The sequence below is a fragment of the Enterobacter cloacae complex sp. CARB60 genome (assembly GCF_036487345.1).
Classification (GTDB): domain Bacteria; phylum Pseudomonadota; class Gammaproteobacteria; order Enterobacterales; family Enterobacteriaceae; genus Enterobacter; species Enterobacter asburiae_D.
In genome coordinates this window covers 3,755,875-3,782,494 of the sequence record NZ_JAZKLC010000002.1, presented here as the reverse complement: position 1 = coordinate 3,782,494, position 26,620 = coordinate 3,755,875, and the positions used below count along the sequence as shown (strand labels likewise).

Genomic DNA, 26,620 nt, shown 5'->3' with positions numbered 1-26,620 from the left:
CGCAATTTGATGATGAATCGAAAGAAACATCTTCGGGTTGTGAGGTTAAGCGACTAAGCGTACACGGTGGATGCCCTGGCAGTCAGAGGCGATGAAGGACGTGCTAATCTGCGAAAAGCGCCGGCGAGGTGATATGAACCTTTGACCCGGCGATGTCCGAATGGGGAAACCCAGTGCAATTCGTTGCACTATCGTTAACTGAATACATAGGTTAACGAGGCGAACCGGGGGAACTGAAACATCTAAGTACCCCGAGGAAAAGAAATCAACCGAGATTCCCCCAGTAGCGGCGAGCGAACGGGGAGCAGCCCAGAGTCTGAATCAGCTTGTGTGTTAGTGGAAGCGTCTGGAAAGTCGCACGGTACAGGGTGACAGTCCCGTACACGAAAGCACACAGGCTGTGAACTCGAAGAGTAGGGCGGGACACGTGGTATCCTGTCTGAATATGGGGGGACCATCCTCCAAGGCTAAATACTCCTGACTGACCGATAGTGAACCAGTACCGTGAGGGAAAGGCGAAAAGAACCCCGGCGAGGGGAGTGAAAAAGAACCTGAAACCGTGTACGTACAAGCAGTGGGAGCACCTTCGTGGTGTGACTGCGTACCTTTTGTATAATGGGTCAGCGACTTATATTCTGTAGCAAGGTTAACCGTATAGGGGAGCCGAAGGGAAACCGAGTCTTAACTGGGCGTTAAGTTGCAGGGTATAGACCCGAAACCCGGTGATCTAGCCATGGGCAGGTTGAAGGTTGGGTAACACTAACTGGAGGACCGAACCGACTAATGTTGAAAAATTAGCGGATGACTTGTGGCTGGGGGTGAAAGGCCAATCAAACCGGGAGATAGCTGGTTCTCCCCGAAAGCTATTTAGGTAGCGCCTCGTGAACTCATCTTCGGGGGTAGAGCACTGTTTCGGCTAGGGGGCCATCCCGGCTTACCAACCCGATGCAAACTACGAATACCGAAGAATGTTATCACGGGAGACACACGGCGGGTGCTAACGTCCGTCGTGAAGAGGGAAACAACCCAGACCGCCAGCTAAGGTCCCAAAGTCATGGTTAAGTGGGAAACGATGTGGGAAGGCACAGACAGCCAGGATGTTGGCTTAGAAGCAGCCATCATTTAAAGAAAGCGTAATAGCTCACTGGTCGAGTCGGCCTGCGCGGAAGATGTAACGGGGCTAAACCATGCACCGAAGCTGCGGCAGCGACGCTTATGCGTTGTTGGGTAGGGGAGCGTTCTGTAAGCCGTTGAAGGTGTCCTGTGAGGGGTGCTGGAGGTATCAGAAGTGCGAATGCTGACATAAGTAACGATAATGCGGGTGAAAAGCCCGCACGCCGGAAGACCAAGGGTTCCTGTCCAACGTTAATCGGGGCAGGGTGAGTCGACCCCTAAGGCGAGGCCGAAAGGCGTAGTCGATGGGAAACAGGTTAATATTCCTGTACTTGGTGTTACTGCGAAGGGGGGACGGAGAAGGCTATGTTAGCCGGGCGACGGTTGTCCCGGTTTAAGCATGTAGGCGGGAGTTTTAGGTAAATCCGGAACTCTTCTAACGCTGAGGTGTGATGACGAGGCACTACGGTGCTGAAGTAACAAATGCCCTGCTTCCAGGAAAAGCCTCTAAGCATCAGGTAACACGAAATCGTACCCCAAACCGACACAGGTGGTCAGGTAGAGAATACCAAGGCGCTTGAGAGAACTCGGGTGAAGGAACTAGGCAAAATGGTGCCGTAACTTCGGGAGAAGGCACGCTGATATGTAGGTGAAGCCCCTGCGGGTGGAGCTGAAATCAGTCGAAGATACCAGCTGGCTGCAACTGTTTATTAAAAACACAGCACTGTGCAAACACGAAAGTGGACGTATACGGTGTGACGCCTGCCCGGTGCCGGAAGGTTAATTGATGGGGTTAGCGGCAACGCGAAGCTCTTGATCGAAGCCCCGGTAAACGGCGGCCGTAACTATAACGGTCCTAAGGTAGCGAAATTCCTTGTCGGGTAAGTTCCGACCTGCACGAATGGCGTAATGATGGCCAGGCTGTCTCCACCCGAGACTCAGTGAAATTGAACTCGCTGTGAAGATGCAGTGTACCCGCGGCAAGACGGAAAGACCCCGTGAACCTTTACTATAGCTTGACACTGAACACTGGTCCTTGATGTGTAGGATAGGTGGGAGGCTTTGAAGCGTGGACGCCAGTCTGCGTGGAGCCGACCTTGAAATACCACCCTTTAATGGCTGGTGTTCTAACGTAGACCCGTAATCCGGGTTGCGGACAGTGTCTGGTGGGTAGTTTGACTGGGGCGGTCTCCTCCCAAAGAGTAACGGAGGAGCACGAAGGTTAGCTAATCCTGGTCGGACATCAGGAGGTTAGTGCAATGGCATAAGCTAGCTTGACTGCGAGAGTGACGGCTCGAGCAGGTGCGAAAGCAGGTCATAGTGATCCGGTGGTTCTGAATGGAAGGGCCATCGCTCAACGGATAAAAGGTACTCCGGGGATAACAGGCTGATACCGCCCAAGAGTTCATATCGACGGCGGTGTTTGGCACCTCGATGTCGGCTCATCACATCCTGGGGCTGAAGTAGGTCCCAAGGGTATGGCTGTTCGCCATTTAAAGTGGTACGCGAGCTGGGTTTAGAACGTCGTGAGACAGTTCGGTCCCTATCTGCCGTGGGCGCTGGAGAATTGAGGGGGGGCTGCTCCTAGTACGAGAGGACCGGAGTGGACGCATCACTGGTGTTCGGGTTGTCATGCCAATGGCATTGCCCGGTAGCTAAATGCGGAAAAGATAAGTGCTGAAAGCATCTAAGCACGAAACTTGCCCCGAGATGAGTTCTCCCTGACTCCTTGAGAGTCCTGAAGGAACGTTGAAGACTACGACGTTGATAGGTCGGGTGTGTAAGCGCAGCGATGCGTTGAGCTAACCGATACTAATGAACCGTGAGGCTTAACCTTACAACGCCGAAGCTGTTTCGGCGGACGAGAGACAGACGATCAATTTCAGCCTGATACAGATTTAACAGAATTTGCCTGGCGGCTTTAGCGCGGTGGTCCCACCTGACCCCATGCCGAACTCAGAAGTGAAACGCCGTAGCGCCGATGGTAGTGTGGGGTCTCCCCATGTGAGAGTAGGGAACTGCCAGGCATCAAATTAAGTAGTAAGCCGGTGCATAAATCCGGTGGTTACAGCAGTCTTCGGTGGAGCGGTAGTTCAGTCGGTTAGAATACCTGCCTGTCACGCAGGGGGTCGCGGGTTCGAGTCCCGTCCGTTCCGCCACTTATTAAAAGCCCTGAGCTAACGCTCAGGGCTTTTTTCTTATCTGACGTTTAATTATTGCGAAATTAGCAAAAATCCTCTGCGTTTTGCGCTCTTTTTCTCTATAACAAGGCCAGCGATAATCTTCCTCAGTTTACGAACATAACGATTGAGGAATATTATGACTCTCCCTGCATTTGGTCTGGGCACCTTCCGCCTGAAAGACGACGTTGTTATCGCATCAGTTAAAACCGCACTCGAACTGGGCTATCATGCAGTTGATACGGCACAGATCTATGAAAACGAAGCTGCCGTTGGACAAGCCCTCGAAGAGAGCGGTGTGCCGCGTAACGAACTGTTTATCACTACGAAAATCTGGATTGAGAATCTCAGCAAAGATAAGCTGATCCCTAGCCTGAAAGAGAGCCTGAAAAAACTGCGTACTGATTACGTAGATCTGACTCTGATCCACTGGCCATCACCGAATGATGCCGTCTCAGTAGAAGAATTCATGCAGGCGCTGCTGGAAGCGAAAAAGCAGGGCTTAACCCGCGAAATTGGGATCTCCAACTTCACCATTCCGCTGATGGAAAAAGCCATTGTCGCTGTTGGCGCAGAAAATATTGCGACCAACCAGATTGAGCTGTCTCCATACCTGCAAAACCGCAAAGTCGTGGACTGGGCAAAACAGCACGGGATCCACATCACTTCATACATGACGCTGGCCTACGGTAAAGCACTGAAAGATGAAGTAATTACGCGTATCGCAGAGAAACATAACGCCACTGCTGCGCAGGTGATTCTGGCATGGGCAATGGGTGAAGGTTATGCCGTGATCCCATCATCAACTAAGCGTGAAAACCTGGCCAGCAACCTGTTAGCAACGGATCTTCGTCTGGATGCTGACGATAAAAAAGCGATCGCAGCACTCGAGTGCAACGATCGCCTGGTAAGCCCGGAAGGTTTAGCGCCTGACTGGGATTGATATTAACCCCCCTCTGTACTCTAAACCCTCACACAGCTCCTTCGGGAGCTGTTTTTATATGTTCACTCAGGAAGTCAATAAAGGCCCGGATGCGCGTGCTTACCGCTCTGTCACTGTAATACACCGCGCTAAAAGGCATCTCTACCGGCAGACGCTTATCGGCCATTAATTCCACGAGCTCACCGCGCGCAATTTCTTTATCAATCATGTAATCCGACAAACAGGCGATGCCATTCCCGGTAAGGCACAGCTGCTTCAGCGTTTCCCCGCTGTTAGACGATAATCCGCAGGTAATTTCATGAAGTTGACCATCATGACAGGCGACAGGCCAGGTGTTCAGCGAAACAGGCTCCGTAAAGCCAAGGCACAGATGCTGCTTCAATTCTTCTACCGTCTCCGGTTTACCATGCTCAGCAATATAGTCTGGTGATGCGATAATTTTGCGGTAGCTGGCAAACAGAGGGCGGGCACGCAAGCTTGAATCTGTCAGGGTTCCCGCCCGTATAGCCACATCCACTTTTCGCTCGATGAGGTTAATAAACGTCTCTGAGGAGACCAGCGAGAGAGTCATCTCCGGATAGCGCTCTCGGAAAGGTTTAATCAGCGGCATCAGAAAGTGAAGCACCACCGGCGTGGCTGCATCAATGCGCAGCAATCCACGCGGCGTGCTGCGGGTCTCCATAATCTCCGTCTCCGCTGCGGCCATCTCCTGCAGTACCGACTGCACGCGGCGGAAATAACGCTCTCCTTCTTCCGTCAGGCTCAGCTGCCGCGTCGTTCGGTTGAGCAGACTCACCCCCAGCTTCATCTCCAGTTTTTTTACCGAGCGGCTGATGGCCGAATTAGCCTGTCCCAGCTGTTCGGCCGCGCGGCTAAAGCTGCCGCTTTCAACGACGGCGACGAATATTGTCAGCTCTTCCGATGTTGCTTTCATTGTTGCACCACCTGCAAAATTCTATTGATATTTTGACCATTTTTGTTATTTAAGCACTGGCGCATACTGCCTGTCATCTTAATCCTGATGATACGGAGTATTTTATGCCACTGGCGCTACTTGCCCTGACGATCAGTGCCTTTGCAATTGGCACGACCGAATTTGTTATCGTGGGGCTGGTTCCCACTATTGCTAACCAGCTTGCGATCTCGTTACCCTCTGCTGGGCTGTTGGTTTCCATCTACGCTCTGGGCGTCGCCGTCGGTGCGCCCGTGCTGACGGCCCTGACCGGGCGTTTTCCGCGTAAGCAGCTGTTAGTCGCGCTGATGGTGCTGTTCACCGCCGGCAACATTCTGGCCTGGCAGGCACCGGACTACACCACGCTGGTGATTGCCCGTCTGTTGACCGGCCTTGCACACGGTGTGTTCTTCTCAATTGGTTCCACTATTGCAACCAGCCTGGTACCCAAAGAGAAAGCGGCTTCAGCCATTGCGATCATGTTTGGTGGGCTGACCGTCGCACTCGTTACGGGCGTACCGCTGGGAACGTTTATCGGACAACACTTCGGCTGGCGCGAAACGTTCCTGGCCGTCTCCTTGCTGGGTGTCATCGCCCTGGTGACCAGCCTGCTGCTGGTACCGTCGAATATTCCGGGCCGGGCGAGCGCGAGCCTGCGCGATCAGCTGAAGGTGCTCACGCATCCGCGTTTGCTGATCATCTACGCGGTTACGGCACTGGGCTATGGTGGCGTATTCACCGCCTTCACCTTCCTGGCGCCGATGATGCAGGACCTGGCGGGCTTTTCCCCTAATGCCGTGAGCTGGATTTTGCTGGGATACGGTATTTCCGTTGCCCTTGGCAATATCTGGGGCGGCAAGCTTGCAGATAAGCACGGTGCCGTACCGGCGCTGAAATTCATCTTCGCCGCCCTGGTTGTTCTGCTGATGATTTTCCAGTTCACGGCTTCGGTACACTACGCCGCGCTGGTCACGGTGCTGGTTATGGGGATCTTTGCCTTTGGTAATGTGCCCGGGCTTCAGGTTTACGTTGTCCAGAAAGCCGAGCTCTATACGCCAAATGCGGTGGATGTGGCATCGGGTCTGAATATTGCCGCATTTAATATTGGCATCGCGCTGGGCTCCATCATTGGCGGACAAACCGTAGCGCATGTTGGATTAACCCAGACCCCGTGGATTGGCGCGGTGATTGTCCTGGTGGCCTTCCTGCTGATTGGCCTGAGCGGGCGCCTTGATAAACCTGCTCGCGTCGCGCTGGGTTAACATCAGTAAGTGCTTGCTTACAAAACTGGAAAGCGGTTTCTCAGAAATTGCGTTGAAAGTATGACCTAAAGTCCCTATAACATTAGAACCAGTCCTTTTTCCGGGCTGGTTCATGTTACAGAGGCTGTTTCCAAAAGTGCGAAAAAATACCTATGCCATGCGTTATGTTGCCGGAATGCCCGCGGAGAGGATCTTGCCTCCGGGGTCATTTGCGAGCATAAGCCAGGCATTACCCGCCGGCACACCGTTAAGCAGCGATGAGAAAATCCGTGTACTGGTGTGGAATATCTTTAAGCAGCAGCGTGCCGAGTGGTTATCGGTACTCAAGAATTTTGGAAAAGATGCCCACCTGGTTCTGCTCCAGGAGGCGCAAACCACCCCTGAGCTGGTACGGTTTGCCACCACGAACTATCTTGCCGCCGACCAGGTGCCTGCATTTGTGCTGCCACAACACCCTTCAGGTGTGATGACACTTTCAGCAGCACATCCGGTCTATTGCTGTCCTCTGCGCGAGCGTGAGCCTATCCTGCGTCTGGCGAAATCGGCGCTGGTAACGGTCTATCCGCTGCCGGATACCCGAATGCTGATGGTCGTGAACATCCATGCGGTCAATTTCAGCCTGGGCGTGGATGTCTACAGTAAGCAGTTACTTCCGATTGGCGATCAGATTGCCCATCACAGCGGCCCCATCATTATGGCAGGCGATTTCAATGCCTGGAGTCGTCCGCGCATGAATGCGCTGTATCGCTTTGCGCGCGAAATGTCGCTGCGTGAAGTTCGTTTTAGCGATGACCAGCGCAAAAAAGCCTTTGGTCGTCCTCTCGATTTTGTCTTCTATCGTGGTTTGAGCGTGCACGACGCCTCTGTTCTGGTGACGCGCGCCTCGGATCATAACCCTCTACTAGTCGAATTCAGTCCCGGCAAACCTGATAAATAATGGTGTGTCAGGTCTGCCGTGGGGCAGGCCTGCGCGGGTGCTGCCCTTTATTTTTCACTCACAAAGGACAGTACGATGACAACAACACGCTCCCATCATGACAACGTAGAAAAACAGTTTGGTTCTCAGGCAAGTGCCTATCTGAGCAGCGCCGTGCATGCTTCTGGCCGCGATCTGGTGCGTCTCGGCGAGCGTCTGGCGGCGTTCCCGCAGGCGCACGTGCTGGATTTAGGCTGCGGGGCAGGGCATGCAAGCTTTACGGCTGCGCAGCAGGTCGCGCACGTTACCGCGTATGACTTATCCAGCCAGATGCTGGACGTCGTTGCCGAGGCGGCGAAAGCGAAGGGGCTGGACAACATTGATACGCGCCAGGGCTACGCCGAATCCTTACCTTTTGATGATGCGTCGTTTGAGGTGGTTATCAGCCGTTACTCCGCGCACCACTGGCATGATGTCGGCCAGGCATTACGCGAAGTCAAACGTGTTCTTAAGCCGGGTGGCATCTTCATTATTATGGATGTGATGTCCCCTGGACATCCGGTGCGCAATATCTGGCTGCAGACGGTTGAAGCGCTGCGCGATACCTCGCACGTGCAAAACTACGCCAGCGGAGAGTGGTTGTCATTTATCACTGAAGCGGGGCTGATCGCGCGCGCGTTGAGTACCGACCGCTTACCGCTGGAGTTCAGCTCGTGGATCGCGCGTATGCGCACCCCGGAAGCATTAAGCCAGGCGATCAGGCTGTATCAGGAGAGTGCGTCCGCGGAGGTAAAGGCATACTTTGAACTGCAGGACGACGGCTCGTTTACCAGCGATACCATCATGGCTGAAGCGCAAAAAGCGGGATAAACAAAAAAGGCACCGAGGGGAATCGGTGCCTTTTTATCTTTCGATCGTGCTATCAGGAGTCTGGCGTAGCGCTGTTCTTCACAAACAGCGTCAGCTGGTCGCCAGGTTTCAGATTGTCAGTATCATTGTTCCAGCGCATCACATCCTTGATGTTTACGCCGTGTCGTTTTGCGATACTGGACAGTGAATCGCCCTTGCGCACGCGATAGGTAATGCTATCGCTGTTGCTGGCGAGACGCTGTGCGCTGCTACCTGCACCTACCGTCAGAGTCTGACCCACTTTCAAGCCGGAGCTGCGCAGATTATTCCACTGCTGCAGATCTTTCGCATTCACGCCAAGACGTGACGCAATGCCCGAAAGCGTATCACCTGAACGAACCTTATAGCTGCGGCTGTTAACTGATGATGCATCCGCGATCAGCGTTGACTGAACGGCGGCGATTTCACCAGAAGCTAAAGACTCACGTAACTGATCAGCATGTTTCTGCGGAACCATTACATACTGCGGGCCACTTGCCCCCAGGGTTGAGCCCTTAACGCCAGCATTAAAGGTTTTCAATTTACTTACCGACATACCCGTCATATCAGCGACCTGTTGAATATCAACTGGATTGCTGAGGCGAACACGCGCCAGTGCACGACTTTCGTCTGGTGTTGGCAGTTGTACACCGTAACGCTTGCTGTTCTTGAGAATATCGCTCAATGCCAGCATTTTCGGTACGTAAATCTTTGTTTCCTGTGGCAGTGAGAGCGACCAAAAATCGGTGGATTTACCCCGTGCTTTATTCGCTTTCATTGCCTTCAGTACACGACCTTCGCCACTATTATACGCTGCGACCGTTAACAGCCAGTCGCCGTCAAACATCTTGTTCAGACGTTGCATCATGTCGAGAGCGGCTGTCGTTGAAGCGACAACATCGCGACGCGCATCATAGTTGCGGGTCTGTTTCAGACCATAGTTTCGCCCGGTGCTCGGAATGATCTGCCAAATGCCTGCGGCATTGGCGCCAGACGTCGCGTGTGGGTCAAAAGCGCTCTCCACTATGGGTAGGAGTACCAGCTCCATAGGCATGTTACGTTTCTTAACTTGCCCGGCTATCCAGTACATATACGGCTCTGCCCGCAAAGTTACATCGTGGAGATAGCTCTTATTACTTAAATACTTCTGTTTCTGTTCGCGAATCCGGGTATTTTCCGGAATTCCCATCTTTAGCTCGTCGCCAATAGAGGTCCACAAGTCTTGATCCTGCGCGAATGATGTTCCATCGTCCATCCAGCGCGCCGAACTTGCAAACTTCCCTGCTTCCCCTTGACCAGCCGCAGAAAGGCTCTGTGCGTGCTGTTGTACGTTGCTGCCGTTCTGAGACTGGCAACCTACAAGCAGGACAGAGGCGAGTAATATCGCTTTTGCCTTCATGTGTGTGTCAATAGTTGCTTAAAAGACGAGCGATGATAACGGCGAAATTTTGAAAAGGCAACCCGCAATTATCTGAAGTTATCTTTCTTTGACCTTAACCATGCAAATCGCTGTTCTGGTTGTTGCAAATTTGTTTCTTGGTTAATTTTATTAATTAAATCAATATCATCTGTTCGTAAAAATAAATTAATTTGGCGCTCGTTTTTCAGAATTACGGGTAGTGTTTTTTGGTTTTTTGCACGTAACTCCTTCACTTTGTGATAATAATCCTGAATCGCTCGATCCTCGGGTAAGAGGCTCACAGCAAACTTCATATTTCCTAATGTATACTCATGTGCGCAACAAATGATTGTTTCATCGGGCAGTGCGTTAATCTTCTGTAAAGACTGGTGCATTTGAGCTGGCGTACCTTCAAACAGTCTTCCGCAACCGCCGGAGAACAGCGTATCGCCGCAAAAAATATAAGGCTTACTGTAGAAACACAGATGTCCCAAAGTGTGACCTGGTGTAGCAAATACGGAAAACTCCCACTCGCGTATGAGGATAGTTTCGCCTTCTTCGACTACTTGCGTGATTCCCTTATCTTGTGCCTCTGCCGGTCCGTAAACCACCAGATACGGAAAATGGGCGCGCAGTTCAGGCACGCCGCCAGTATGATCGTGATGGTGATGCGTCAACAGAATGGCTTCTGGCTGCCAGCCGTTCTCTTTTATTGCGCGCAGAACAGGGCCCGATTCTCCGGGATCGACAATGACGCATCGACGATCGTCGTCAACCAAAACCCAGATGTAATTGTCCTCAAAGGCTGGAATACTGATAAGATTCATACATTACCTCTTATAGCGTGGCGGGTGTTTTGATGAAACCGGCAAGGATACCTCTGACTGTCGCAGCACCGGAACGTTGGGCGGAATTGCCCTGGGGTGAATACTATCGCGAAGCGTTAGAACAACAGCTGAAGCCCTGGCTTGCGAAAATGTATGGCTTTCACCTGCTTAAGATTGGCAATCTCAGCGCGGAAATCAATACCGAAAGCTGCGCTATCTCGCATCAGGTCAACGTCTCTCTCGGCGGATCGCCGGTTCAGGTAAAAGCAGACCCGTTGCATCTGCCGTTTGCGGAAAAATCCGTCGATGCGTGTTTGCTCGCCCACACGCTGCCCTGGTGCAGCGACCCGCATCGTCTGCTTCGCGAAGCCGATCGCGTGCTGATTGATGACGGCTGGCTGGTACTGAGCGGATTCAATCCGCTAAGCCTGATGGGCCTGCGTAAGCTGGTACCGGTGCTACGCCGGACTCCACCTTACAACAGCCGGATGTTCACCATGATGCGCCAGCTCGACTGGCTTTCGCTGCTGAACTTTGAAGTGCTCTGCTACGGCGGTTTTCAGGTACTGCCCTGGGCGCGGCAGGGGGGCGTGGTACTGAGCACTCATCTCCCGGCGTTGGGCTGTTTGCAGTTTATCGTCGCGCGTAAGCGAACCATTCCCCTTACGCTGAATCCTATGAAGCAGAGCAAGTCGAAAACGCCCATCCGCCAGACCGTGGGTGCCACGCGGCAGTACAAAAAAACCGATTAGGCGTCGGGCTGATAGCCCGCATCTTCATGAGCGGGATTGGATGCCGCAGCGCGCGCCAGCTCGTCGCAGCGTTCGTTTTCCGGGTGGCCTGCGTGGCCTTTAACCCACTCCCACTTAATCTGGTGTTGGCCCAGCGCAGCATCAAGACGTTTCCAGAGATCGACGTTCTTGACCGGCTTCTTATCGGCAGTTTTCCAGCCGCGTTTTTTCCAGTTGTGGATCCACTGGGTGATCCCCTGGCGCACGTACTGGCTGTCGGTGCTTAGCACCACGTCACAATGTTCTTTTAACGCCTCCAGCGCCACGATGGCCGCCATCAACTCCATTCGGTTGTTGGTGGTCAGAAAATAGCCTTCGCTAAAGGTTTTTTCGTGCTGGCGATAGCGCATAATCGCGCCGTAGCCGCCGGGTCCTGGGTTACCGAGACAAGATCCATCGGTGAAAATTTCTACCTGTTTACGCATCTCTGGTAGACTTCCTGTATTCGAAACGTTCAGTTAAACGATAAGTCTGACATAAATGACCGCTATGAGCACTGCAATTACTCGCCAGATTGTCCTCGATACCGAAACCACCGGTATGAACCAGATCGGCGCGCACTACGAAGGGCATAAGATCATCGAGATCGGCGCCGTTGAAGTGGTGAATCGTCGTCTTACGGGGAACAACTTCCACGTCTACCTCAAACCCGATCGGCTGGTGGATCCGGAAGCGTTCGGCGTTCACGGGATTGCCGATGAGTTCTTGCTGGATAAGCCGACTTTTGCGGATGTCGCTGACGAGTTCCTGGAATATATCAAGGGTGCCGAACTTGTCATCCATAACGCATCGTTCGATATCGGCTTTATGGATTATGAATTCAGCAAGCTTAATCGCGATATCCCGAAGACGAACACCTTCTGTAAGGTGACGGACAGCCTGGCGCTGGCAAGGAAGATGTTTCCCGGCAAGCGTAACAGCCTTGATGCGCTCTGCTCGCGCTACGAGATAGACAACACCAAGCGAACGCTCCACGGGGCGTTGCTCGATGCCCAGATCCTGGCGGATGTCTATCTGACGATGACCGGCGGGCAGACGTCAATGAAGTTCAGTATGGAAAATGAATCCCAGCAGACGCAAGGCGAAGCGGGCATTCAGCGTGTTGTCCGTCAGGCAAGCCGGTTGCGGGTTGTTTTAGCCAGCGATGAAGAGCTCCTTAACCACGAATCCCGGCTTGATCTGGTCCAGAAGAAGGGCGGCAGCTGTATGTGGCGCGCCTGAAAAAACGCCGGAATGCCTGTAAAATCATCGTTTGGGCGATTTTTGCAGCAAACGATTCAAAACGTGAGAAAAAGCGTTGACGAGATCGGAGGCGCGCCGTAATATGCGCCTCGTTCCCCAAACGGGAACAGTGGAGCGGTAGTTCAGTCGGTTAGAATACCTGCCTGTCACGCAGGGGGTCGCGGGTTCGAGTCCCGTCCGTTCCGCCACTATTCAGAAGGCCTGAATCAGAAATGATTCAGGCCTTCGTCGTTTCAGGATTCTGTAATCCTATCTCCTCATCTATCGTTAACAAAAAGTTAATGTTTGCGGTGCAATTATTTAACAATTGCACGAATGTAGTGCGTTATTTGCACTGAAATTGTGCATTTCACCACCACTCCTCTCTTCAGACCTCAGTCAGAATGTGTCTTTCTGTAAAAATAATTCACGCAGAATCATTTGGTTATCTCCCGCTTTCCAAAAAAACACCGAACCAATTAAGTATTGGTTTGGTTATTGCTTAATCATTAGCACGATAAGCTTCATTCCATATCAATAACTTATCGTTAATAAAAATAAAGCAATGATGAAAGCGAGCGAACCAATATGGAAAAACCGTCACGGTTTCTGGCAAATTCCAGCACCGCGCTTGAGCAACTGCGCGGGCTTATCAACCAGCATGAGTCAACACCAGGCATACCGCTGCCCACGGAACGTGAGCTGTCGGACACTCTCGGCGTAGGACGACGTGAAGTGCGTCGTGCGCTGGACGTGCTGGAAGAAGAGGGGCGCATCTGGCGTAAGCAGGGCAAAGGGACCTTTATCGGCCCGGCGGCACCTGTTGAACCGCTGGCCCTTCAGGGATTGGTTCAGCAGACCAACCTTCTGGAAGTGATGGAAGCTCGTCTACAGCTCGAACCCGGCTTAGCCCGGCTTGCGGCACTGCGTGCCACCAGGGAAAATCTCGCGCTCATGCAGCGCATGCTGGAACGCATCGACAAGGTCAGCCCGGACGACCGCGATCTCAATGAACTCTGGGATAGCGCCTTTCACCGGGCGATTGCCGAGGCGGCGGGCAACCGTCTGATGCTCGGCCTGTTTGATGCCATTGATGCCGTGCGGCGTGAACCGGGCTGGCAGCATCTGCGCGAGCTGGCACGCACCCCCGAACGTGTCGACAGCTATAACGACCACCACCATAAGATCATGTCTGCGATTATCCATCGCCAGCCTAATGAAGCCGCGGCCGCCATGCGCGAACACCTGCTCAGCCTGCAAACCGCCCTGATTCAGGCGATCCACCTCGAGGACGACTTCACGCCATGACGACAATACCCTTTAAGGACGCTACGCCCGTATTGCGAGTGCAAAACCTCAACGTTACGTTTGCTGGCTCGCCGGCTAGCGTGCTTGATGGTATTTCTCTGACCGTCAGGGCGGGCGAAACGCTGGCGCTGGTGGGTGAGTCCGGCTGCGGGAAAAGTATTACCTCACTGGCGCTGATGGGGTTACTGCCCGCCAGCGCGCAGATTGTTAGCGGTGAGATGCAGTTTCGCCGCCACGACCTGCGAAAGCTCTCACCGCGCGAATATGCCGATCTGCGCGGCAGCGAGCTGGCGATGATTTTCCAGGAGCCGATGACCTCGCTCAATCCGGCGTTCACGCTGGGCGATCAGCTTAGCGAAGCGGTTATGCGACACCAGAACGTCTCGCGCGCAGAGGCGATGAAGGTCGCGCTGCAGATCCTCGAGAAGGTACAGATCCCGGCGGCAGAGATGCGCCTGAAAGCGTATCCCCACCAGCTTTCCGGCGGCATGCGCCAGCGCGTGATGATTGCGATGGCGCTGATTAACCATCCCAAACTGCTGATTGCCGACGAGCCGACCACTGCGCTCGACGTCACCATCCAGGCGCAAATCCTCGCCTTGCTCAACACCTTAAAAGAGGAAACCGGCACGGCGGTGCTGATGATTACCCACGATTTAGGCGTGGTGGCAGAAGTCGCCCAGCAGGTCGCCGTGATGTATGCCGGGCAGGTGGTGGAGCAGGGCAGCGTGGAGGCGATATTCGCCGACCCGCAGCACCCTTACACCATCGGTCTGATGGGCTCGATTCCTTCTCTTGGCGCACGCAAGGGCCAGCTCTCCACCATTCCCGGCGCGGTCCCGCTCCCGGAATATATGCCGAAAGGCTGCCGTTTTGCCACCCGCTGTCCGTTTGCGCAGTCGCGCTGCCATGATGAAAAACCGCAGCTCACCACGCTCGGCGCGGGCCATCAGGTCGCCTGCTTCCGCGTGCCGCTCGAACAGCACATTGCCCTGGGAGAAATCGCATGACCACGCCCATCCTTGAAGCCCGTGACCTCAGCAAGCTTTTCCCCGGCCCCAAAAAACTCTTTACTCCGGCACGGTTTGTCATGGCGGTCGATCGCGTTTCGCTTGCCGTGATGCCGGGCGAAACGCTGGCAATCGTCGGCGAGTCCGGCTCCGGAAAATCTACGCTCGGTCGTCTGCTGCTGCGCCTGCTGGCCGCCAGCGAAGGGCGCGTGTTTTACCAGGGGGAGGAGATCACCGACGCCTCCGGTGCCCGACTGAACCAGCTCCGGCGCGAGCTGCAGATTATCTTCCAGGATCCCTTCGCCTCGCTGAACCCGCGCATGACGGTGGAGCAGATCGTCGGGGAGCCGCTGTGGCTGCATCAGAACATGAAAAAAGCGGACCGTCAGTACCGCGTTGCCGAGCTGCTTAAAACCGTTGGCCTGCCTGCCGCCTGGGCCGGACGCTATCCGCACGAATTTTCCGGCGGACAGCGCCAGCGTATCGGCATTGCGCGCGCGCTGGCTTCAGGGCCGAAGCTGCTGCTGGGGGATGAGCCGGTATCCGCGCTGGACGTGTCCGTCCAGGCGCAGGTGGTCAACCTGCTGGAAAGCCTGAAGCACCAGCTTGGTCTGACGATGGTGATTGTCGCGCACGGTCTGGCGGTGATCCGCCATATGAGCGACCGCGTGGCGGTCATGTACCTTGGGCAAATCGTCGAGCTTGCCACCGTGGATGAGATTTTTGACGCGCCGCTGCACCCCTATACCCAGGCGCTGATCGCCTCGGCGCCGCAGATGCAGCCAGGCGTTGAGCGAGATGCGCCGCTGCTGCAGGGGGATCTGCCCAACCCGGCCAGCCCGCCGTCCGGCTGCCGTTTCCACACCCGCTGCCCGTACGTCACCGATGAATGCCGCCAGGTCGAGCCGATCAATCAGGTGCTCGACGGCGGGCGTCAGGTTGCCTGTCATCGCTGGCAGGAGATCAACCGCGATCGCGGCGTTATCCAGATAGCGCCACCATCCGCCGCTTTTCTGCGCCGCCGCGCGCTGTTTGAACACGCGGCCACTCACTCGTCCCTTCCTTCAAGGAACTCATGATAATGACAATGCGTAATTCTCTTTTGACCGTACTGGGAAGTGTTATGTTGCTTGGCGCGGCGCTGCCCGCCCATTCTGAAAGCGTGCTGCGAATCGGCCTGGGCGCTGACCCGGACATGCTCGACCCGCATCTGGCGCGCACCTACTATGGCCGCTTCGTGTTTGCCTCCCTGTGCGACAGGCTGGTGGACGTGGATGAAAACCTGAAGGTCGTCCCCGGGCTGGCTAAAGACTGGGCGTGGAGTGAGGACGGTAAAACCCTGACGCTCAATCTGCGCGAAGGCGTCACCTTTCACGACGGTGAGAAATTCGATGCCGCCGCGGCAAAATACAACCTCGACCGCGCCCTGACCCTGAAAGGCTCTCTGCGTAAGAGCGAGATCTCCTCCGTTGAATCGGTCGAGGTCACCGGCCCGATGCAGATTGCACTGCACCTGAAAACGCCCGATGCCGCGCTGCTGATGCAGCTCACCGACCGCGCGGGCGCAATGATGGCACCCGAGGCGGCGAAAAAGCCTGACTTTGCCGCCCATCCGGTCTGCTCCGGCCCGTACAAATTCGACAGCCGCGTGTCCCAGGACCGCATCGTTCTGACCCGCTTCGACAACTACTGGAACAAAGACGCCTACCACTTCGACAAAATCATCTACCTGCCGATCCCGGATGCCTCCGTGCGCCTTGCGAACCTGCGCGCGGGCGATCTTGACCTGACCGAAGGCATCGCCGCCAGCGACGTTAAAACCGTCGAAGCCGACAGCAAGCTGGCGCTGGCGAAGGTAACCGGCCTGGGCTATCAGGGCATCACCTTCAACATCAACAACGGCAAGGTGCCGGCGAACGATCCCTTCAAGGACGCCCGCGTGCGCGAGGCGTTTTCTCAGGCCATCGACCGCGATGCGTTAAACCAGGTGGTCTTTGAAGGGCTCTACACCCCAGCCAACCAGGCGTTTTCACCGGTCAGCCCGTATCACGTTAACCTGCCGGTCCCGCCGCGTGACGTCGACAAAGCCAAAGCGCTGCTGAAAGCGGCAGGCGTCACCGCGCCGCTGACCGTCAACCTGCTGGTGCCGAACAACCCAACCTCGCAGCAGGTGGGGCAGGTGCTGCAGGCGATGGTCGCTGAGGCCGGATTTAACCTGAACCTGCAGATGACCGAATTCGCCACGCTGCTCGATCGCCAGCAGAGTGGTGACTATCAGCTGAGCTTTTCCGGCTGGTCGGGTCGCCCGGATCCGGACGGCAGCATCTACGGCTTTATCAACAGCAAAGGCACCCTTAACGACGGCCGCTACAGCAACGCGCAGGTTGACGAATGGCTGACCCAGGCGCGCCAGAGCACCGATCAGGCCGCACGCCAGCCGCTGTACGACAAGGTGGTGAAGCAGCTGCAAACCGACATGCCAATTGCTTACCTCTACTTCGAGCCGCGCATTTTCGGCCTGAACAAAAGCGTGCAGGGCTTTAAGCCGTACCCGGACGGCATCGTGCGTCTGGCGGGTTTGACGCTGGCGAAATAAACGTCCTGAGGAGAACCCATGCTGGAACTGATTTGCAAACGTCTGCTGCTGGCCGTCCCGACGCTATTGCTGGTGAGCATGATGGTCTTCGGGCTGCAAAAGCTGCTGCCCGGCGACCCGCTGATCGCCATGGCAGGCGAGGAGCGCGATCCGGCGGTCATCGCCCAGCTGCGAGCGGAGCTTAACCTTGATGCACCGATCCCCGTGCAGTATTTCCACTGGCTGACGCGCGCGCTGCAGGGCGATCTGGGCGTCTCCTTACGCACGCACGAACCGGTGACGCAGCTGATTGCCAGCAAGCTGCCGGTCACGCTGGAGCTGTCGCTGCTGGCGATGATTATCGCGCTGGTGTTTGGCATCAGCATGGGGATCCTCGCGGCGGTGAACAAAAACAGCTGGGTCGATCACGGGGCGAACTTCGTGGCGATCTCGGGGATCTCGATCCCGCACTTCTGGCTGGGGATCCTGCTGATTCTGGTCTTCTCGGTGAACCTGCAGTGGCTGCCCGCGTCCGGCTACGTGCCGTTCAGTGAAGATCCGATCCAGAACCTGCGCACGCTGCTGCTGCCCGCGTCCGTGCTCGGAACCGGCCTCGCGGCAACGCTGATGCGCCACACTCGCGCGTCGATGATTGCGGTCCTGAAAGCGGATTACATCCGCACCGCGCGGGCTAAGGGGCTGCTGCCGAAGGCGGTGATCCTGAAGCACGCGTTTCGCAACGCGCTGGTGCCGGTGATCACCCTCACCACGCTGCTGTTCGGCGAGCTGCTGGGCGGGGCGGTGCTGACCGAGCAGGTCTTCACCATTCCGGGCTTTGGCAAGATGATCGTCGACTCGGTATTTAACCGTGACTACGCGGTGGTGCAGGGCGTGGTGCTGATCGTGGCGATTGGCTTCCTGATGCTCAACCTGCTGGCCGACGTGCTCTACGTCCTTATCAACCCGAAAATGCGAGGTTAACCATGGCGGAACTGACGACGCAAACCGTTACGCCCGCGCTGCCGCGCGCGCAGAACCGCGTGCTGAAGAAATTCCTCGGCAATAAAAGCGCGGTCATTGGCGCGGTGGTGGTGGGGTTCTTCGTGCTGGTGGCGCTGCTGGCGCCGTGGATCGCCCCGTTCGACCCGGTGAAAGCCAACTTCCTGGCAGTGAGAAAAGCGCCGTCGGCGATGTACTGGTTCGGCACCGACGAGCTGGGGCGCGACATTTTATCCCGCATTATCTGGGGGGCTCGCACCTCGCTGATGGCGGGCTGTATGTCGGTCGTTATCGCGGTGGTCATCGGCGTGCCGCTGGGGCTGGTGGCGGGCTACTTCCAGAAGATGTGGGACGGGGTGATCTCGCGGTTTATTGAGGCGCTGCTGGCCTGTCCGTTCCTGATCATGGCGATCGCGCTGGGAGCGTTTTTGGGCCCGAGCCTGACCAACGCGATGATCGCCATCGGTCTTTCGGCGATGCCGATCTTCGCCCGCCTGACGCGCGGGCAGGTGATCGCCATTCGCAACGAAGAGTACATCGACGGCGCGCGGGCTATTGGCCTGCCGGATCGCTGGATCATCATCAAATACGTCCTGCCAAACGTGATGTCGCCGATCCTGGTCCAGGCCACGCTGGCGATTGCCTCGGCGATTATCGCCGAAGCCAGCCTGTCGTTTTTGGGGCTGGGGCAGCAGCCGCCCAATCCGTCCTGGGGCTCCATGCTCAACACCGCGAAAGGGTTTCTTGAGCAGGCGCCGTGGATGTCCGTGTTCCCCGGCGTGGCGATTTTCCTCGCCGTGCAGGGCTTTAATTTACTCGGCGACGGGCTGCGCGATGCGCTCGATCCGCGCCACGACTAAGGAGTCATGATGACCAAAGCGCTTGATTTTACGTCCGGTTATGATTCACGCCGCCCGCCGATGATGGGCTATAACGCCGTGGCGACCTCACAGCCGCTGGCGGCACAGGCGGGAATGAAGATGCTGCAGCTGGGAGGCAATGCCGTGGATGCGGCCATTGCCACCGCAATGGCGCTGACGGTGGTTGAGCCGACCGGCAATGGGATCGGCAGCGATGCCTTTGCCATCGTCTGGGACGGCGAAAAGCTGCACGGCCTCAACGCGTCCGGTCGCTCGCCGGCCAGCTGGCATGCGGATCTGTTTGCCGGTAAAACGGCGGTGCCGGAAATTGGCTGGGACGCGGTGACCGTGCCGGGTGCGGTATCCGGCTGGGTGGCGCTGGCGGAACGCTTCGGCACGCTGCCGCTGACCACGCTGGCGCAGCCTGCCATTGACTACGCGCGCAACGGTTTCCCGGTCTCCCCGCTGATCGGCCATCTCTGGCAGCGCGGCTATAGCAAGCTGAAAGATCAGCCGGGCTTTAGCGCCTGCTTCGCACCGGAAGGCCGCGCCCCGCGCGTGGGGGAGATCTTCCGTAACCCGGCGCAGGCGAACTCGCTGGAGCTGATTGCCCGCACCAATGGCGACGCTTTTTACCGCGGCGAGCTGGCGCAGAAAATCGCTGCTTTTGCCAAAGAACACGGCGCGCACCTGACGGCTGAAGATCTGGCAAACCATCGTGTGGACTGGGTAGAGCTGCTGTCGCGCGACTTCGCGGGCGGCTCGGTGCAGGAGCTTCCGCCAAACGGCCAGGGGATCGCCACGCTGATTGCGCTCGGCATTCTGGAGCAGTGCGGTATTGAGAAGCATCACCCGGATTCCGTGCAGTCCCTGCACCTGTCCATCGAGGCGATGAAGCTGGCGCTGGCGGATCTCGACCGCTACGTGGCGGATGAAGAACACATGGCGTTCGCGGCAAAAGAGCTGCTGAGCGACCCTTATCTGAAGTCGCGCGCGGCACTTATCGATCACGATAAGGCTTCTGATTTTGTCTACGGTTCCCCGACGCAGAGCGGCACGGTCTACATCAGCACCGCCGACGCCAGCGGGATGATGGTCTCGTTTATTCAGTCCAACTATATGGGTTTCGGTTCAGGCATCGTGGTGCCGGATACGGGGATCAGCCTGCAAAACCGGGGCTGCGGGTTTGTGCTGGATCCCAATCACCCGAACGCGCTGGCGGGCAGCAAGCGTCCGTTCCACACCATCATTCCGGGCTTTGCGATGGACGGCAACGGCCAGCCGCTGATGTCCTTTGGCGTGATGGGCGGCCCGATGCAGGCGCAGGGGCACATGCAGATGGCGCTGCGCATTATGCTGCACGGGCAAAACCCTCAGGCGGCAATCGACGCCCCGCGCTGGCGCGTGGTGCAGGGCAGGGAGGTGATCGTTGAATCGACGTTCGATCGCAATACCATCGCCGCGCTGCGCGAGCGCGGGCATCAGATCGTGGTGGAAGATCCGCTTCAGGATTACAACTTTGGTGGGGCGCAGGTGATTTACCGTCTGCCGGAAGGGCACTACGTGGCCGCGACGGAAAGCCGCAAAGACGGGCAGGCGCTGGTGAGTTAATTAACGCCCGGTGGCGCTGCGCTGTGCTTTTGTAGGCCGGGTAAGGCGTAGCCGCCACCCGGCTTTTTTTCACCCAATGCTAAACGGATCCGCATCCTGCCACGCCGGAAACTTCTCCCGGTACTCCTTCAAAGCCGTCAAGGACAGCTCGGCATCAATGCGCGTCGCCTGATGCGGCTCGGCGGTGGCAATAATCTCGCCCTGCGGATTCACCACCCGGCTGTCGCCGCGGTAGTGATGTCCGTTGCCGTCCGTTCCCACGCGGTTACAGCCCACCACGTACGCCTGGTTCTCAATCGCGCGCGCTACCAGCAGCGACTGCCAGTGCAGGGAGCGCGGCGCAGGCCAGTTGGCGACATACAGCGCCAGGTCGTAATCGTTGCGGTTGCGCGACCACACCGGGAAGCGCAGGTCGTAGCAGACCAGCGGCAGAATACGCCAGCCGCGCCACTCGAACACCACGCGCTCGTGACCCGCTTCATAGTGATGATGCTCATCCGCCATGCGGAACAGGTGGCGCTTATCGTAAAAATGCACTTTCCCTTCCGGCTCCACCAGCAGGAAGCGGTTCACCGGCCCGCGCTCCGTTTTCAGCGCAGCGCTGCCCGCAATCAGCGCGTTGGTCTGCTGCGCTTTGGCATGCATCCAGGCCACTACCTCATCCTGCGGCATTGACTGTTGTGCCGCTTCCATGGCGAAGCCGGTCGTGAACATCTCCGGCAGGACAATCACATCACGCCCGGTAATCTCTTCCAGTTGACGATCAAAGTGGCGCAGGTTGGCGGGGCCATCCATCCACACTAAAGGTTGCTGCAAAATCGAAATCTTCAAACCAGGCACGATACAGACTCCTCAAAAGACCGCTTTTTGACACTGTAGCACGTCATTACGAGAAAATGTGGCAATAAAAAACCCCGCTCAGGGCGGGGTTTGTCAGAGCGAAACGCGTTACGCGGCTTCAGGCTTGCGGTGCTTCTCCGGCAGCTTTACCGGCTGCGTTGCCAGCTCGTCCGGCTCGAAATCATCCACGTTAATACTGCGCAGACGGCTCTCTTCGGCTTTCACCAGCAGAGCGGCTTCATCTTTATTGATAATGCCACCGGCGAGCGCCTGTTTTGCCAGTTCGTCCAGACGGGTAAACGGCAGGTTTTTGCCCAGCTGTTTACAGATCTTCTGGTGAATCGGATCGGCAGCCATCACGTCCAGCAGCGCCTCTTCCAGCAGACCCACCGGGTTATGCGGCGTCGGCGTCAGATACTGACCACGACCGATACGGGAGCGGGTTGCGCTCGGTACCTGCAGGATCTTCGCCACCTTGTGGTCCAGCTTGTCGGACGGCGCCAGGTGGTGACGACCGGTCGGGAAGATCACCGCGCGCAGAGCGCCCGCCACGAAGCGGTTCGGGAAGTTCGCCAGCAGGTCGTCAATCGCCTGTTCAGCCTGATACATCGCATCCTGAACGCCCCAGTGCACCAGCGGCAGATCCGCTTCCTGACGGCCTTCGTCGTCGTAGCGCTTCAGGACCGCAGAGGCCAGGAAGATCTGGCTCAGCACATCACCCAGACGAGCGGAGATACGCTCGCGACGCTTCAGGCTACCGCCCAGCACCGCCATGGAAACATCTGACAGCAGAGCCAGGTTGGCGCTCAGTCGATTCAGATGCTGATAATAACGTTTGGTGGCATCGCCGGTCGGCGTCGCGCTGGTAAGACCGCGCGTCAGGCCCAGCCAGAAGCTGCGCACCTTGTTGCTGCCCACGTGACCGATATGTTTGAACAGCAGCTTATCGAAAGCATCCACGTCGTTGTTCTGCGCGGCGGCCATCTCTTCCAGCACGTACGGATGGCAGCGAATTGCGCCCTGACCGAAGATCATCATGCTGCGGGTCAGGATGTTTGCCCCTTCCACGGTGATGGCAATCGGTGCGCCCTGATAGCCGCGCGCCAGGAAGTTGCCTTCGCCGAGCATAATGCCTTTACCGCCTGCGATATCCATTGCGTCAATGATCGACTGCTGCGCGCGGTGGGTACAGTGGTACTTCACAATCGCGGACAGCACGGCCGGTTTTTCGCCCAGCATGATGCCGTAGGTAATCAGAGAAGCAGCGGCATCCATCACGTAGGCGTTGCCCGCGATACGCGCCAGCGGCTCTTCGATACCTTCCATCTTGCCGATGGAGATTTTGAACTGACGGCGGATGTGAGCGTACGCGCCAATCCCCATCGCGACCGACTTCAGACCGCCGGTTGAGTTCGACGGCAGGGTAATGCCGCGGCCCACAGACAGACATTCCACCAGCATACGCCAGCCCTGACCGGCCATTTTCGGACCGCCGATGATGTAGTCAATCGGCACAAAAATATCCTGCCCGCGGGTTGGACCGTTCTGGAACGGCACGTTCAGCGGGAAGTGACGACGACCAATTTCAACGCCTGGGGTAGAGGTTGGGATCAGCGCACAGGTAATGCCCAGATCTTCTTCACCGCCCAGCAGTTTTTCAGGGTCAGAGAGCTTAAAGGCCAGACCCAGCACGGTGGCGATTGGCGCCAGGGTGATATAACGCTTGTTCCAGGTCAGGCGCATGCCCAGTACCTGTTCGCCCTGCCATTCGCCCATGCAGACCACGCCGGTATCCGGGATCGCGCCCGCATCGGAGCCTGCTTCCGGGCTGGTCAGCGCGAAGCAAGGGATTTCCTGACCGCGTGCCAGACGCGGCAGATAGTGATCTTTCTGCTCTTCGGTACCGTAATGCTGCAGCAGTTCGCCCGGGCCTAAGGAGTTAGGCACGCCAACGGTAATCGCCAGGATCCCGGAGACGCCCGCCAGCTTTTGCAGGACGCGAGCCTGAGCGTAAGCGGAGAACTCCAGACCGCCGTACTCTTTCTTGATAATCATCGCGAAGAAGCGATGTTCTTTCAGATACGCCCACAGCTCTGGCGGCAGGTCGGCCATTTCATGGGTGATGGCAAAGTCGTTCGCCATACGGCACGCTTCTTCCACCGGGCCGTCAATAAAGGCCTGTTCTTCAGCGGTCAGGCGCGGCTGCGGATAGTTATGCAGCTTTTTCCAGTCCGGGTTGCCCTGGAACAGGTCGCCTTCCCACCAGGTGGTGCCCGCGTCAATCGCTTCTTTCTCGGTACGCGACATTGGCGGCATCACTTTGCGGAAGCCTTTGAACACCGGCGCAGAGATCATTGATTTACGCATTGGTGCCAGGTTAAACGGCAGAAGAATGATGGCAAGAGGGACTAAAAGCCAGATGTTCCAGAGGCCTGCGACGCCAAGCGCAGCGGTCCAGGCCAGAAGAATCAGGCTGCTCAGGAATAAACTTACGCGGTGATAGAACAGCACACCGAGCAGAACAACGGTTGCGAGAATGCTCAAAATCATCATAAAGAAAAGCTCCCTTTCTTGTAGGAGGTCTGACCACTTGTGATGATATGGTTGTAGTTGATGTGAATTCCTTTAGCAATGTGTTTACAAAATAATTACAACCTGGTTCACATTGTTCGTGTTTTAGCCGGCACGAAAAATCAAAACGCCGGACGATTCGCATGGCTTTAGCTTCTCGCTTTTCCCGCTATCCGGTACACTCCACTGTGTTATTTCATCAATACTGAAGGATTATCCTCATGTACCAGGATCTTATTCGTAACGAACTGAACGAAGCGGCGGAAACGCTGGCGAACTTTCTGAAAGATGATGCCAATATTCACGCTATTCAGCGCGCAGCGGTCCTGCTGGCCGACAGCTTCAAAGCCGGTGGCAAAGTGCTCTCCTGCGGTAACGGCGGTTCCCACTGTGACGCTATGCACTTCGCAGAAGAGCTGACCGGACGCTATCGCGAAAACCGCCCGGGCTACCCGGCGATTGCGATTTCCGACGTGAGCCACATCTCCTGCGTAGGCAACGACTTCGGTTACGACCACATCTTCTCCCGCTACGTTGAAGCGGTAGGCCGCGAAGGCGACGTGCTGCTGGGGATTTCTACCTCCGGCAACTCCGGCAACGTGATCAAAGCGATCGCCGCCGCGCGTGAAAAAGGGATGAAAGTCATCACCCTGACCGGTAAAGATGGCGGTAAGATGGACGGTACAGCGGATGTCGAAATTCGCGTTCCGCACTTCGGTTATGCTGACCGTATTCAGGAAATTCACATCAAAGTGATCCACATCCTGATTCAACTGATCGAAAAAGAGATGGTTAAGTAAGACTTCGCTGGGGGCACTCTTGCCCCCGCTGTTGTGGAGGTGACGTATGTGCGAACTGCTCGGGATGAGCGCCAATGTGCCAACCGATATCTGCTTTAGTTTCACCGGGCTGGTGCAGCGCGGTGGAGGGACCGGGCCGCATAAAGACGGCTGGGGCATCACCTTCTACGAAGGCAAAGGGTGTCGCACGTTCAAAGATCCACAGCCCAGCTTTAACTCGCCGATTGCCAAACTGGTGCAGGACTACCCCATCAAGTCCCGCTCGGTGATCGCCCACATCCGTCAGGCTAACCGTGGCGAAGTGGCGCTGGAAAATACCCATCCGTTTACCCGTGAACTGTGGGGTCGTAACTGGACCTACGCGCACAACGGGCAGCTTACGGGCTATAAGTCGCTGGAGACGGGAAATTTCCGCCCGGTAGGCGAAACGGACAGCGAAAAAGCCTTCTGCTGGCTGCTGCACAAGCTGACGGAGCGCTATCCCCGCACGCCCGGCAACATGGCCGCCGTATTCAAATACATCGCGACGCTGGCGTCTGAACTGCGTGAAAAAGGCGTGTTCAACATGCTGCTCTCTGACGGCCGCTATGTGATGGCGTTCTGCTCGACGAATCTGTTCTGGATCACCCGCCGCGCGCCGTTTGGCGTGGCGACGCTGCTGGATCAGGATGTGGAAATAGACTTTCAGAAGGAGACCACACCGAACGATGTGGTCACTGTTATCGCAACGCAGCCGCTGACGGGCAACGAAACCTGGCAAAAGATTATGCCAGGCGAGTGGGTGCTATTTTGTCTCGGGGACCGTGTAATTTGACGCCAGCTGTGGATGGACGACTTCGTGGCTCAGCGGTTTGCTGACCACGTAACGGCCATCTACGATAGAGACCACCGGTGGCTTGTGGGTCTGTTCAAAGTAGTCGTAACCCGGCTTCAGCTGTTTCCAGAAATCCGCGTAGTATGAGTACTTGTGACGCGTCATGTTGGCGTCCGTCATGCGGAACGGATAGATGCTGACCTGTACGTTAGGCTGCCCAAAGACCAGCGCGCCCGTCACGAACTGGAAAATCTCATCAATGCCGGAGTCGGTCATCGCATAACAGCCGATAGACACGCAGGCACCGTGGATCATCAGATATTTACCTTCATAACCGTGTGCACGGTCATAGGCATTCGGGAAGCCGATGTTAATGGCTTTATAGAAGCGGCTGTCAGGCTTGAGCTGGCTGCGCTGAACGTTGTAGAACCCTTCTGGACTTTTGAAATCGCCCTGACGCTGTTTTGGCCCCAGCCCACCGGAGTAGTTACAAATTTTGTAACTATCAAGCAGCTGATATGTCTCGCCCATTTTCACAAACAGATCGAGAGTGCGTTCTTCCTTGAAGATTTGAATATAAACCGGCGATCCCATTAACTGCTGTTTATATTCCTTGCTGACCGGCGTCGTTGAGCTATTACTGCTGAGCAGTCCGGCAAACGACATGCACGGAATCAGAAGCATCGCAATGAACAATGCGATTTTACGCATACTACTAGTTCCTTGATAAAACCATGACC

At 56.3% G+C, this 26,620-nt stretch carries 22 protein-coding genes, 2 tRNA genes and 2 rRNA genes; 19 read left to right on the top strand and 7 right to left on the bottom strand.

What is annotated here, in order from left to right; all coding sequences use genetic code 11:
* Window positions 1-43 precede the first annotated feature (43 nt).
* The 4 genes from V4835_RS19225 (at window position 44) to dkgB (ending at window position 4,236) form a co-directional block, all read left to right on the top strand.
* Window positions 44-2,950, top strand: a 23S ribosomal RNA gene (locus tag V4835_RS19225).
* Between the two features lie 74 nt (window positions 2,951-3,024).
* Window positions 3,025-3,140 (top strand): 5S ribosomal RNA (gene rrf, locus V4835_RS19220).
* 55 nt (window positions 3,141-3,195) lie between these two features.
* Window positions 3,196-3,272, top strand: a tRNA-Asp gene (locus V4835_RS19215).
* A 160-nt stretch (window positions 3,273-3,432) separates the two neighbouring features.
* Window positions 3,433-4,236 carry a 2,5-didehydrogluconate reductase DkgB gene (gene dkgB / locus V4835_RS19210; protein ID WP_331413284.1) on the top strand — a complete coding sequence of 268 codons (804 nt, stop codon included), beginning with the start codon at window positions 3,433-3,435 and terminating at the stop codon, window positions 4,234-4,236.
* 28 nt (window positions 4,237-4,264) lie between these two features.
* On the opposite strand, the gene yafC is transcribed toward dkgB, so the two are convergent.
* The gene (yafC, locus tag V4835_RS19205) at window positions 4,265-5,170 is read right to left on the bottom strand and encodes a DNA-binding transcriptional regulator YafC (RefSeq protein ID WP_063145492.1); all 906 of its coding nucleotides are present in this window, start codon (window positions 5,168-5,170) and stop codon (window positions 4,265-4,267) included.
* Between the two features lie 104 nt (window positions 5,171-5,274).
* Here yafC and V4835_RS19200 point away from each other — a divergent pair, with 104 nt between their 5' ends.
* The 3 genes from V4835_RS19200 (at window position 5,275) to V4835_RS19190 (ending at window position 8,236) form a co-directional block, all read left to right on the top strand.
* Complete coding sequence (locus tag V4835_RS19200) at window positions 5,275-6,450, top strand: MFS transporter (protein ID WP_331413281.1); 1,176 nt, start codon at window positions 5,275-5,277, stop codon at window positions 6,448-6,450.
* Between the two features lie 136 nt (window positions 6,451-6,586).
* Window positions 6,587-7,387 carry an endonuclease/exonuclease/phosphatase family protein gene (locus V4835_RS19195; protein ID WP_024909448.1) on the top strand — a complete coding sequence of 267 codons (801 nt, stop codon included), beginning with the start codon at window positions 6,587-6,589 and terminating at the stop codon, window positions 7,385-7,387.
* A gap of 75 nt (window positions 7,388-7,462) precedes the next feature.
* Window positions 7,463-8,236 (top strand): class I SAM-dependent methyltransferase, encoded by a 774-nt coding sequence (locus tag V4835_RS19190; RefSeq protein WP_331413280.1) that lies wholly within the window; start codon window positions 7,463-7,465, stop codon window positions 8,234-8,236.
* A gap of 52 nt (window positions 8,237-8,288) precedes the next feature.
* Here V4835_RS19190 and mltD read toward each other — a convergent pair whose 3' ends face one another.
* Both mltD and gloB read right to left on the bottom strand, forming a co-directional pair.
* Window positions 8,289-9,653 carry a murein transglycosylase D gene (gene mltD, locus V4835_RS19185; protein ID WP_063145495.1) on the bottom strand — a complete coding sequence of 455 codons (1,365 nt, stop codon included), beginning with the start codon at window positions 9,651-9,653 and terminating at the stop codon, window positions 8,289-8,291.
* A 68-nt stretch (window positions 9,654-9,721) separates the two neighbouring features.
* Entirely contained in the window at window positions 9,722-10,480 is a 759-nt protein-coding gene (gene gloB / locus V4835_RS19180; protein WP_331413277.1) for a hydroxyacylglutathione hydrolase, read from the bottom strand.
* Between the two features lie 32 nt (window positions 10,481-10,512).
* On the opposite strand from gloB, the gene V4835_RS19175 reads away from it, so the two are divergent.
* Window positions 10,513-11,232 carry a class I SAM-dependent methyltransferase gene (locus V4835_RS19175; protein ID WP_063145497.1) on the top strand — a complete coding sequence of 240 codons (720 nt, stop codon included), beginning with the start codon at window positions 10,513-10,515 and terminating at the stop codon, window positions 11,230-11,232.
* On the opposite strand, the gene rnhA is transcribed toward V4835_RS19175, so the two are convergent.
* Window positions 11,229-11,696 carry a ribonuclease HI gene (rnhA, locus tag V4835_RS19170; protein ID WP_023310485.1) on the bottom strand — a complete coding sequence of 156 codons (468 nt, stop codon included), beginning with the start codon at window positions 11,694-11,696 and terminating at the stop codon, window positions 11,229-11,231. The two genes, V4835_RS19175 and rnhA, sit on opposite strands and share 4 nt — an antisense overlap.
* Window positions 11,697-11,760: 64 nt before the next feature.
* Between rnhA and dnaQ the strand changes: the two genes are divergently transcribed.
* The 9 genes from dnaQ to V4835_RS19125 all read left to right on the top strand — a co-directional run bounded on the left by dnaQ (window position 11,761) and on the right by V4835_RS19125 (window position 20,855).
* A complete protein-coding gene (gene dnaQ, locus V4835_RS19165) occupies window positions 11,761-12,492 on the top strand; it encodes a DNA polymerase III subunit epsilon (protein ID WP_029739690.1) in 732 nt (243 codons plus the stop codon).
* 132 nt (window positions 12,493-12,624) lie between these two features.
* Window positions 12,625-12,701 (top strand) — tRNA-Asp (locus tag V4835_RS19160).
* Between the two features lie 379 nt (window positions 12,702-13,080).
* The gene (locus V4835_RS19155) at window positions 13,081-13,800 is read left to right on the top strand and encodes a FadR/GntR family transcriptional regulator (protein ID WP_023334601.1); all 720 of its coding nucleotides are present in this window, start codon (window positions 13,081-13,083) and stop codon (window positions 13,798-13,800) included.
* Window positions 13,797-14,810: an ABC transporter ATP-binding protein gene (locus tag V4835_RS19150; protein WP_331413274.1), complete on the top strand. Its 1,014-nt coding sequence runs from the start codon at window positions 13,797-13,799 to the stop codon at window positions 14,808-14,810. Before V4835_RS19155 ends, V4835_RS19150 begins: the two co-directional genes overlap by 4 nt.
* Window positions 14,807-15,889 (top strand): ABC transporter ATP-binding protein, encoded by a 1,083-nt coding sequence (locus V4835_RS19145; protein ID WP_331413272.1) that lies wholly within the window; start codon window positions 14,807-14,809, stop codon window positions 15,887-15,889. The genes V4835_RS19150 and V4835_RS19145 overlap by 4 nt, the downstream gene beginning before the upstream one ends.
* 2 nt (window positions 15,890-15,891) lie before the next feature.
* The gene (locus V4835_RS19140; RefSeq protein ID WP_029739693.1) at window positions 15,892-17,406 is read left to right on the top strand and encodes an ABC transporter substrate-binding protein; all 1,515 of its coding nucleotides are present in this window, start codon (window positions 15,892-15,894) and stop codon (window positions 17,404-17,406) included.
* Between the two features lie 18 nt (window positions 17,407-17,424).
* Window positions 17,425-18,366 carry an ABC transporter permease gene (locus V4835_RS19135; RefSeq protein WP_015571382.1) on the top strand — a complete coding sequence of 314 codons (942 nt, stop codon included), beginning with the start codon at window positions 17,425-17,427 and terminating at the stop codon, window positions 18,364-18,366.
* Between the two features lie 2 nt (window positions 18,367-18,368).
* On the top strand, window positions 18,369-19,244 hold the full coding sequence (locus V4835_RS19130) for an ABC transporter permease (protein WP_032639545.1): 876 nt from the start codon (window positions 18,369-18,371) through the stop codon (window positions 19,242-19,244).
* A 9-nt stretch (window positions 19,245-19,253) separates the two neighbouring features.
* Window positions 19,254-20,855: a gamma-glutamyltransferase family protein gene (locus V4835_RS19125; RefSeq protein ID WP_331413269.1), complete on the top strand. Its 1,602-nt coding sequence runs from the start codon at window positions 19,254-19,256 to the stop codon at window positions 20,853-20,855.
* Between the two features lie 69 nt (window positions 20,856-20,924).
* On the opposite strand, the gene V4835_RS19120 is transcribed toward V4835_RS19125, so the two are convergent.
* Window positions 20,925-21,695, bottom strand: a complete 771-nt coding sequence (locus tag V4835_RS19120) for an amidohydrolase (protein WP_331413267.1) — start codon at window positions 21,693-21,695, stop codon at window positions 20,925-20,927.
* Between the two features lie 108 nt (window positions 21,696-21,803).
* Complete coding sequence (gene fadE / locus V4835_RS19115) at window positions 21,804-24,248, bottom strand: acyl-CoA dehydrogenase FadE (RefSeq protein WP_029739697.1); 2,445 nt, start codon at window positions 24,246-24,248, stop codon at window positions 21,804-21,806.
* Between the two features lie 239 nt (window positions 24,249-24,487).
* On the opposite strand from fadE, the gene lpcA reads away from it, so the two are divergent.
* A complete protein-coding gene (lpcA, locus tag V4835_RS19110; RefSeq protein WP_010427884.1) occupies window positions 24,488-25,066 on the top strand; it encodes a D-sedoheptulose 7-phosphate isomerase in 579 nt (192 codons plus the stop codon).
* A 46-nt stretch (window positions 25,067-25,112) separates the two neighbouring features.
* The gene (locus V4835_RS19105) at window positions 25,113-25,880 is read left to right on the top strand and encodes a class II glutamine amidotransferase (protein WP_010427885.1); all 768 of its coding nucleotides are present in this window, start codon (window positions 25,113-25,115) and stop codon (window positions 25,878-25,880) included.
* Here V4835_RS19105 and dpaA read toward each other — a convergent pair.
* Window positions 25,851-26,591 carry a peptidoglycan meso-diaminopimelic acid protein amidase gene (dpaA, locus tag V4835_RS19100; RefSeq protein ID WP_047347357.1) on the bottom strand — a complete coding sequence of 247 codons (741 nt, stop codon included), beginning with the start codon at window positions 26,589-26,591 and terminating at the stop codon, window positions 25,851-25,853. The two genes, V4835_RS19105 and dpaA, sit on opposite strands and share 30 nt — an antisense overlap.
* Window positions 26,592-26,620: the final 29 nt, after the last annotated feature.

What these genes read in the sequence shown, in the direction of transcription:
- dkgB (WP_331413284.1), top strand. Translation starts at nt 3,433, where the DNA reads ATGACTCTCCCTGCATTTGGTCTGGGCACCTTCCGCCTGAAAGACGAC.
- yafC (WP_063145492.1), bottom strand. Translation starts at nt 5,170, where the DNA reads ATGAAAGCAACATCGGAAGAGCTGACAATATTCGTCGCCGTCGTTGAA.
- V4835_RS19200 (WP_331413281.1), top strand. Translation starts at nt 5,275, where the DNA reads ATGCCACTGGCGCTACTTGCCCTGACGATCAGTGCCTTTGCAATTGGC.
- V4835_RS19190 (WP_331413280.1), top strand. Translation starts at nt 7,463, where the DNA reads ATGACAACAACACGCTCCCATCATGACAACGTAGAAAAACAGTTTGGT.
- mltD (WP_063145495.1), bottom strand. Translation starts at nt 9,653, where the DNA reads ATGAAGGCAAAAGCGATATTACTCGCCTCTGTCCTGCTTGTAGGTTGC.
- gloB (WP_331413277.1), bottom strand. Translation starts at nt 10,480, where the DNA reads ATGAATCTTATCAGTATTCCAGCCTTTGAGGACAATTACATCTGGGTT.
- V4835_RS19175 (WP_063145497.1), top strand. Translation starts at nt 10,513, where the DNA reads ATGAAACCGGCAAGGATACCTCTGACTGTCGCAGCACCGGAACGTTGG.
- rnhA (WP_023310485.1), bottom strand. Translation starts at nt 11,696, where the DNA reads ATGCGTAAACAGGTAGAAATTTTCACCGATGGATCTTGTCTCGGTAAC.
- dnaQ (WP_029739690.1), top strand. Translation starts at nt 11,761, where the DNA reads ATGAGCACTGCAATTACTCGCCAGATTGTCCTCGATACCGAAACCACC.
- V4835_RS19155 (WP_023334601.1), top strand. Translation starts at nt 13,081, where the DNA reads ATGGAAAAACCGTCACGGTTTCTGGCAAATTCCAGCACCGCGCTTGAG.
- V4835_RS19150 (WP_331413274.1), top strand. Translation starts at nt 13,797, where the DNA reads ATGACGACAATACCCTTTAAGGACGCTACGCCCGTATTGCGAGTGCAA.
- V4835_RS19145 (WP_331413272.1), top strand. Translation starts at nt 14,807, where the DNA reads ATGACCACGCCCATCCTTGAAGCCCGTGACCTCAGCAAGCTTTTCCCC.
- V4835_RS19140 (WP_029739693.1), top strand. Translation starts at nt 15,892, where the DNA reads ATGACAATGCGTAATTCTCTTTTGACCGTACTGGGAAGTGTTATGTTG.
- V4835_RS19135 (WP_015571382.1), top strand. Translation starts at nt 17,425, where the DNA reads ATGCTGGAACTGATTTGCAAACGTCTGCTGCTGGCCGTCCCGACGCTA.
- V4835_RS19130 (WP_032639545.1), top strand. Translation starts at nt 18,369, where the DNA reads ATGGCGGAACTGACGACGCAAACCGTTACGCCCGCGCTGCCGCGCGCG.
- V4835_RS19125 (WP_331413269.1), top strand. Translation starts at nt 19,254, where the DNA reads ATGACCAAAGCGCTTGATTTTACGTCCGGTTATGATTCACGCCGCCCG.
- fadE (WP_029739697.1), bottom strand. Translation starts at nt 24,248, where the DNA reads ATGATGATTTTGAGCATTCTCGCAACCGTTGTTCTGCTCGGTGTGCTG.
- lpcA (WP_010427884.1), top strand. Translation starts at nt 24,488, where the DNA reads ATGTACCAGGATCTTATTCGTAACGAACTGAACGAAGCGGCGGAAACG.
- V4835_RS19105 (WP_010427885.1), top strand. Translation starts at nt 25,113, where the DNA reads ATGTGCGAACTGCTCGGGATGAGCGCCAATGTGCCAACCGATATCTGC.
- dpaA (WP_047347357.1), bottom strand. Translation starts at nt 26,591, where the DNA reads ATGCGTAAAATCGCATTGTTCATTGCGATGCTTCTGATTCCGTGCATG.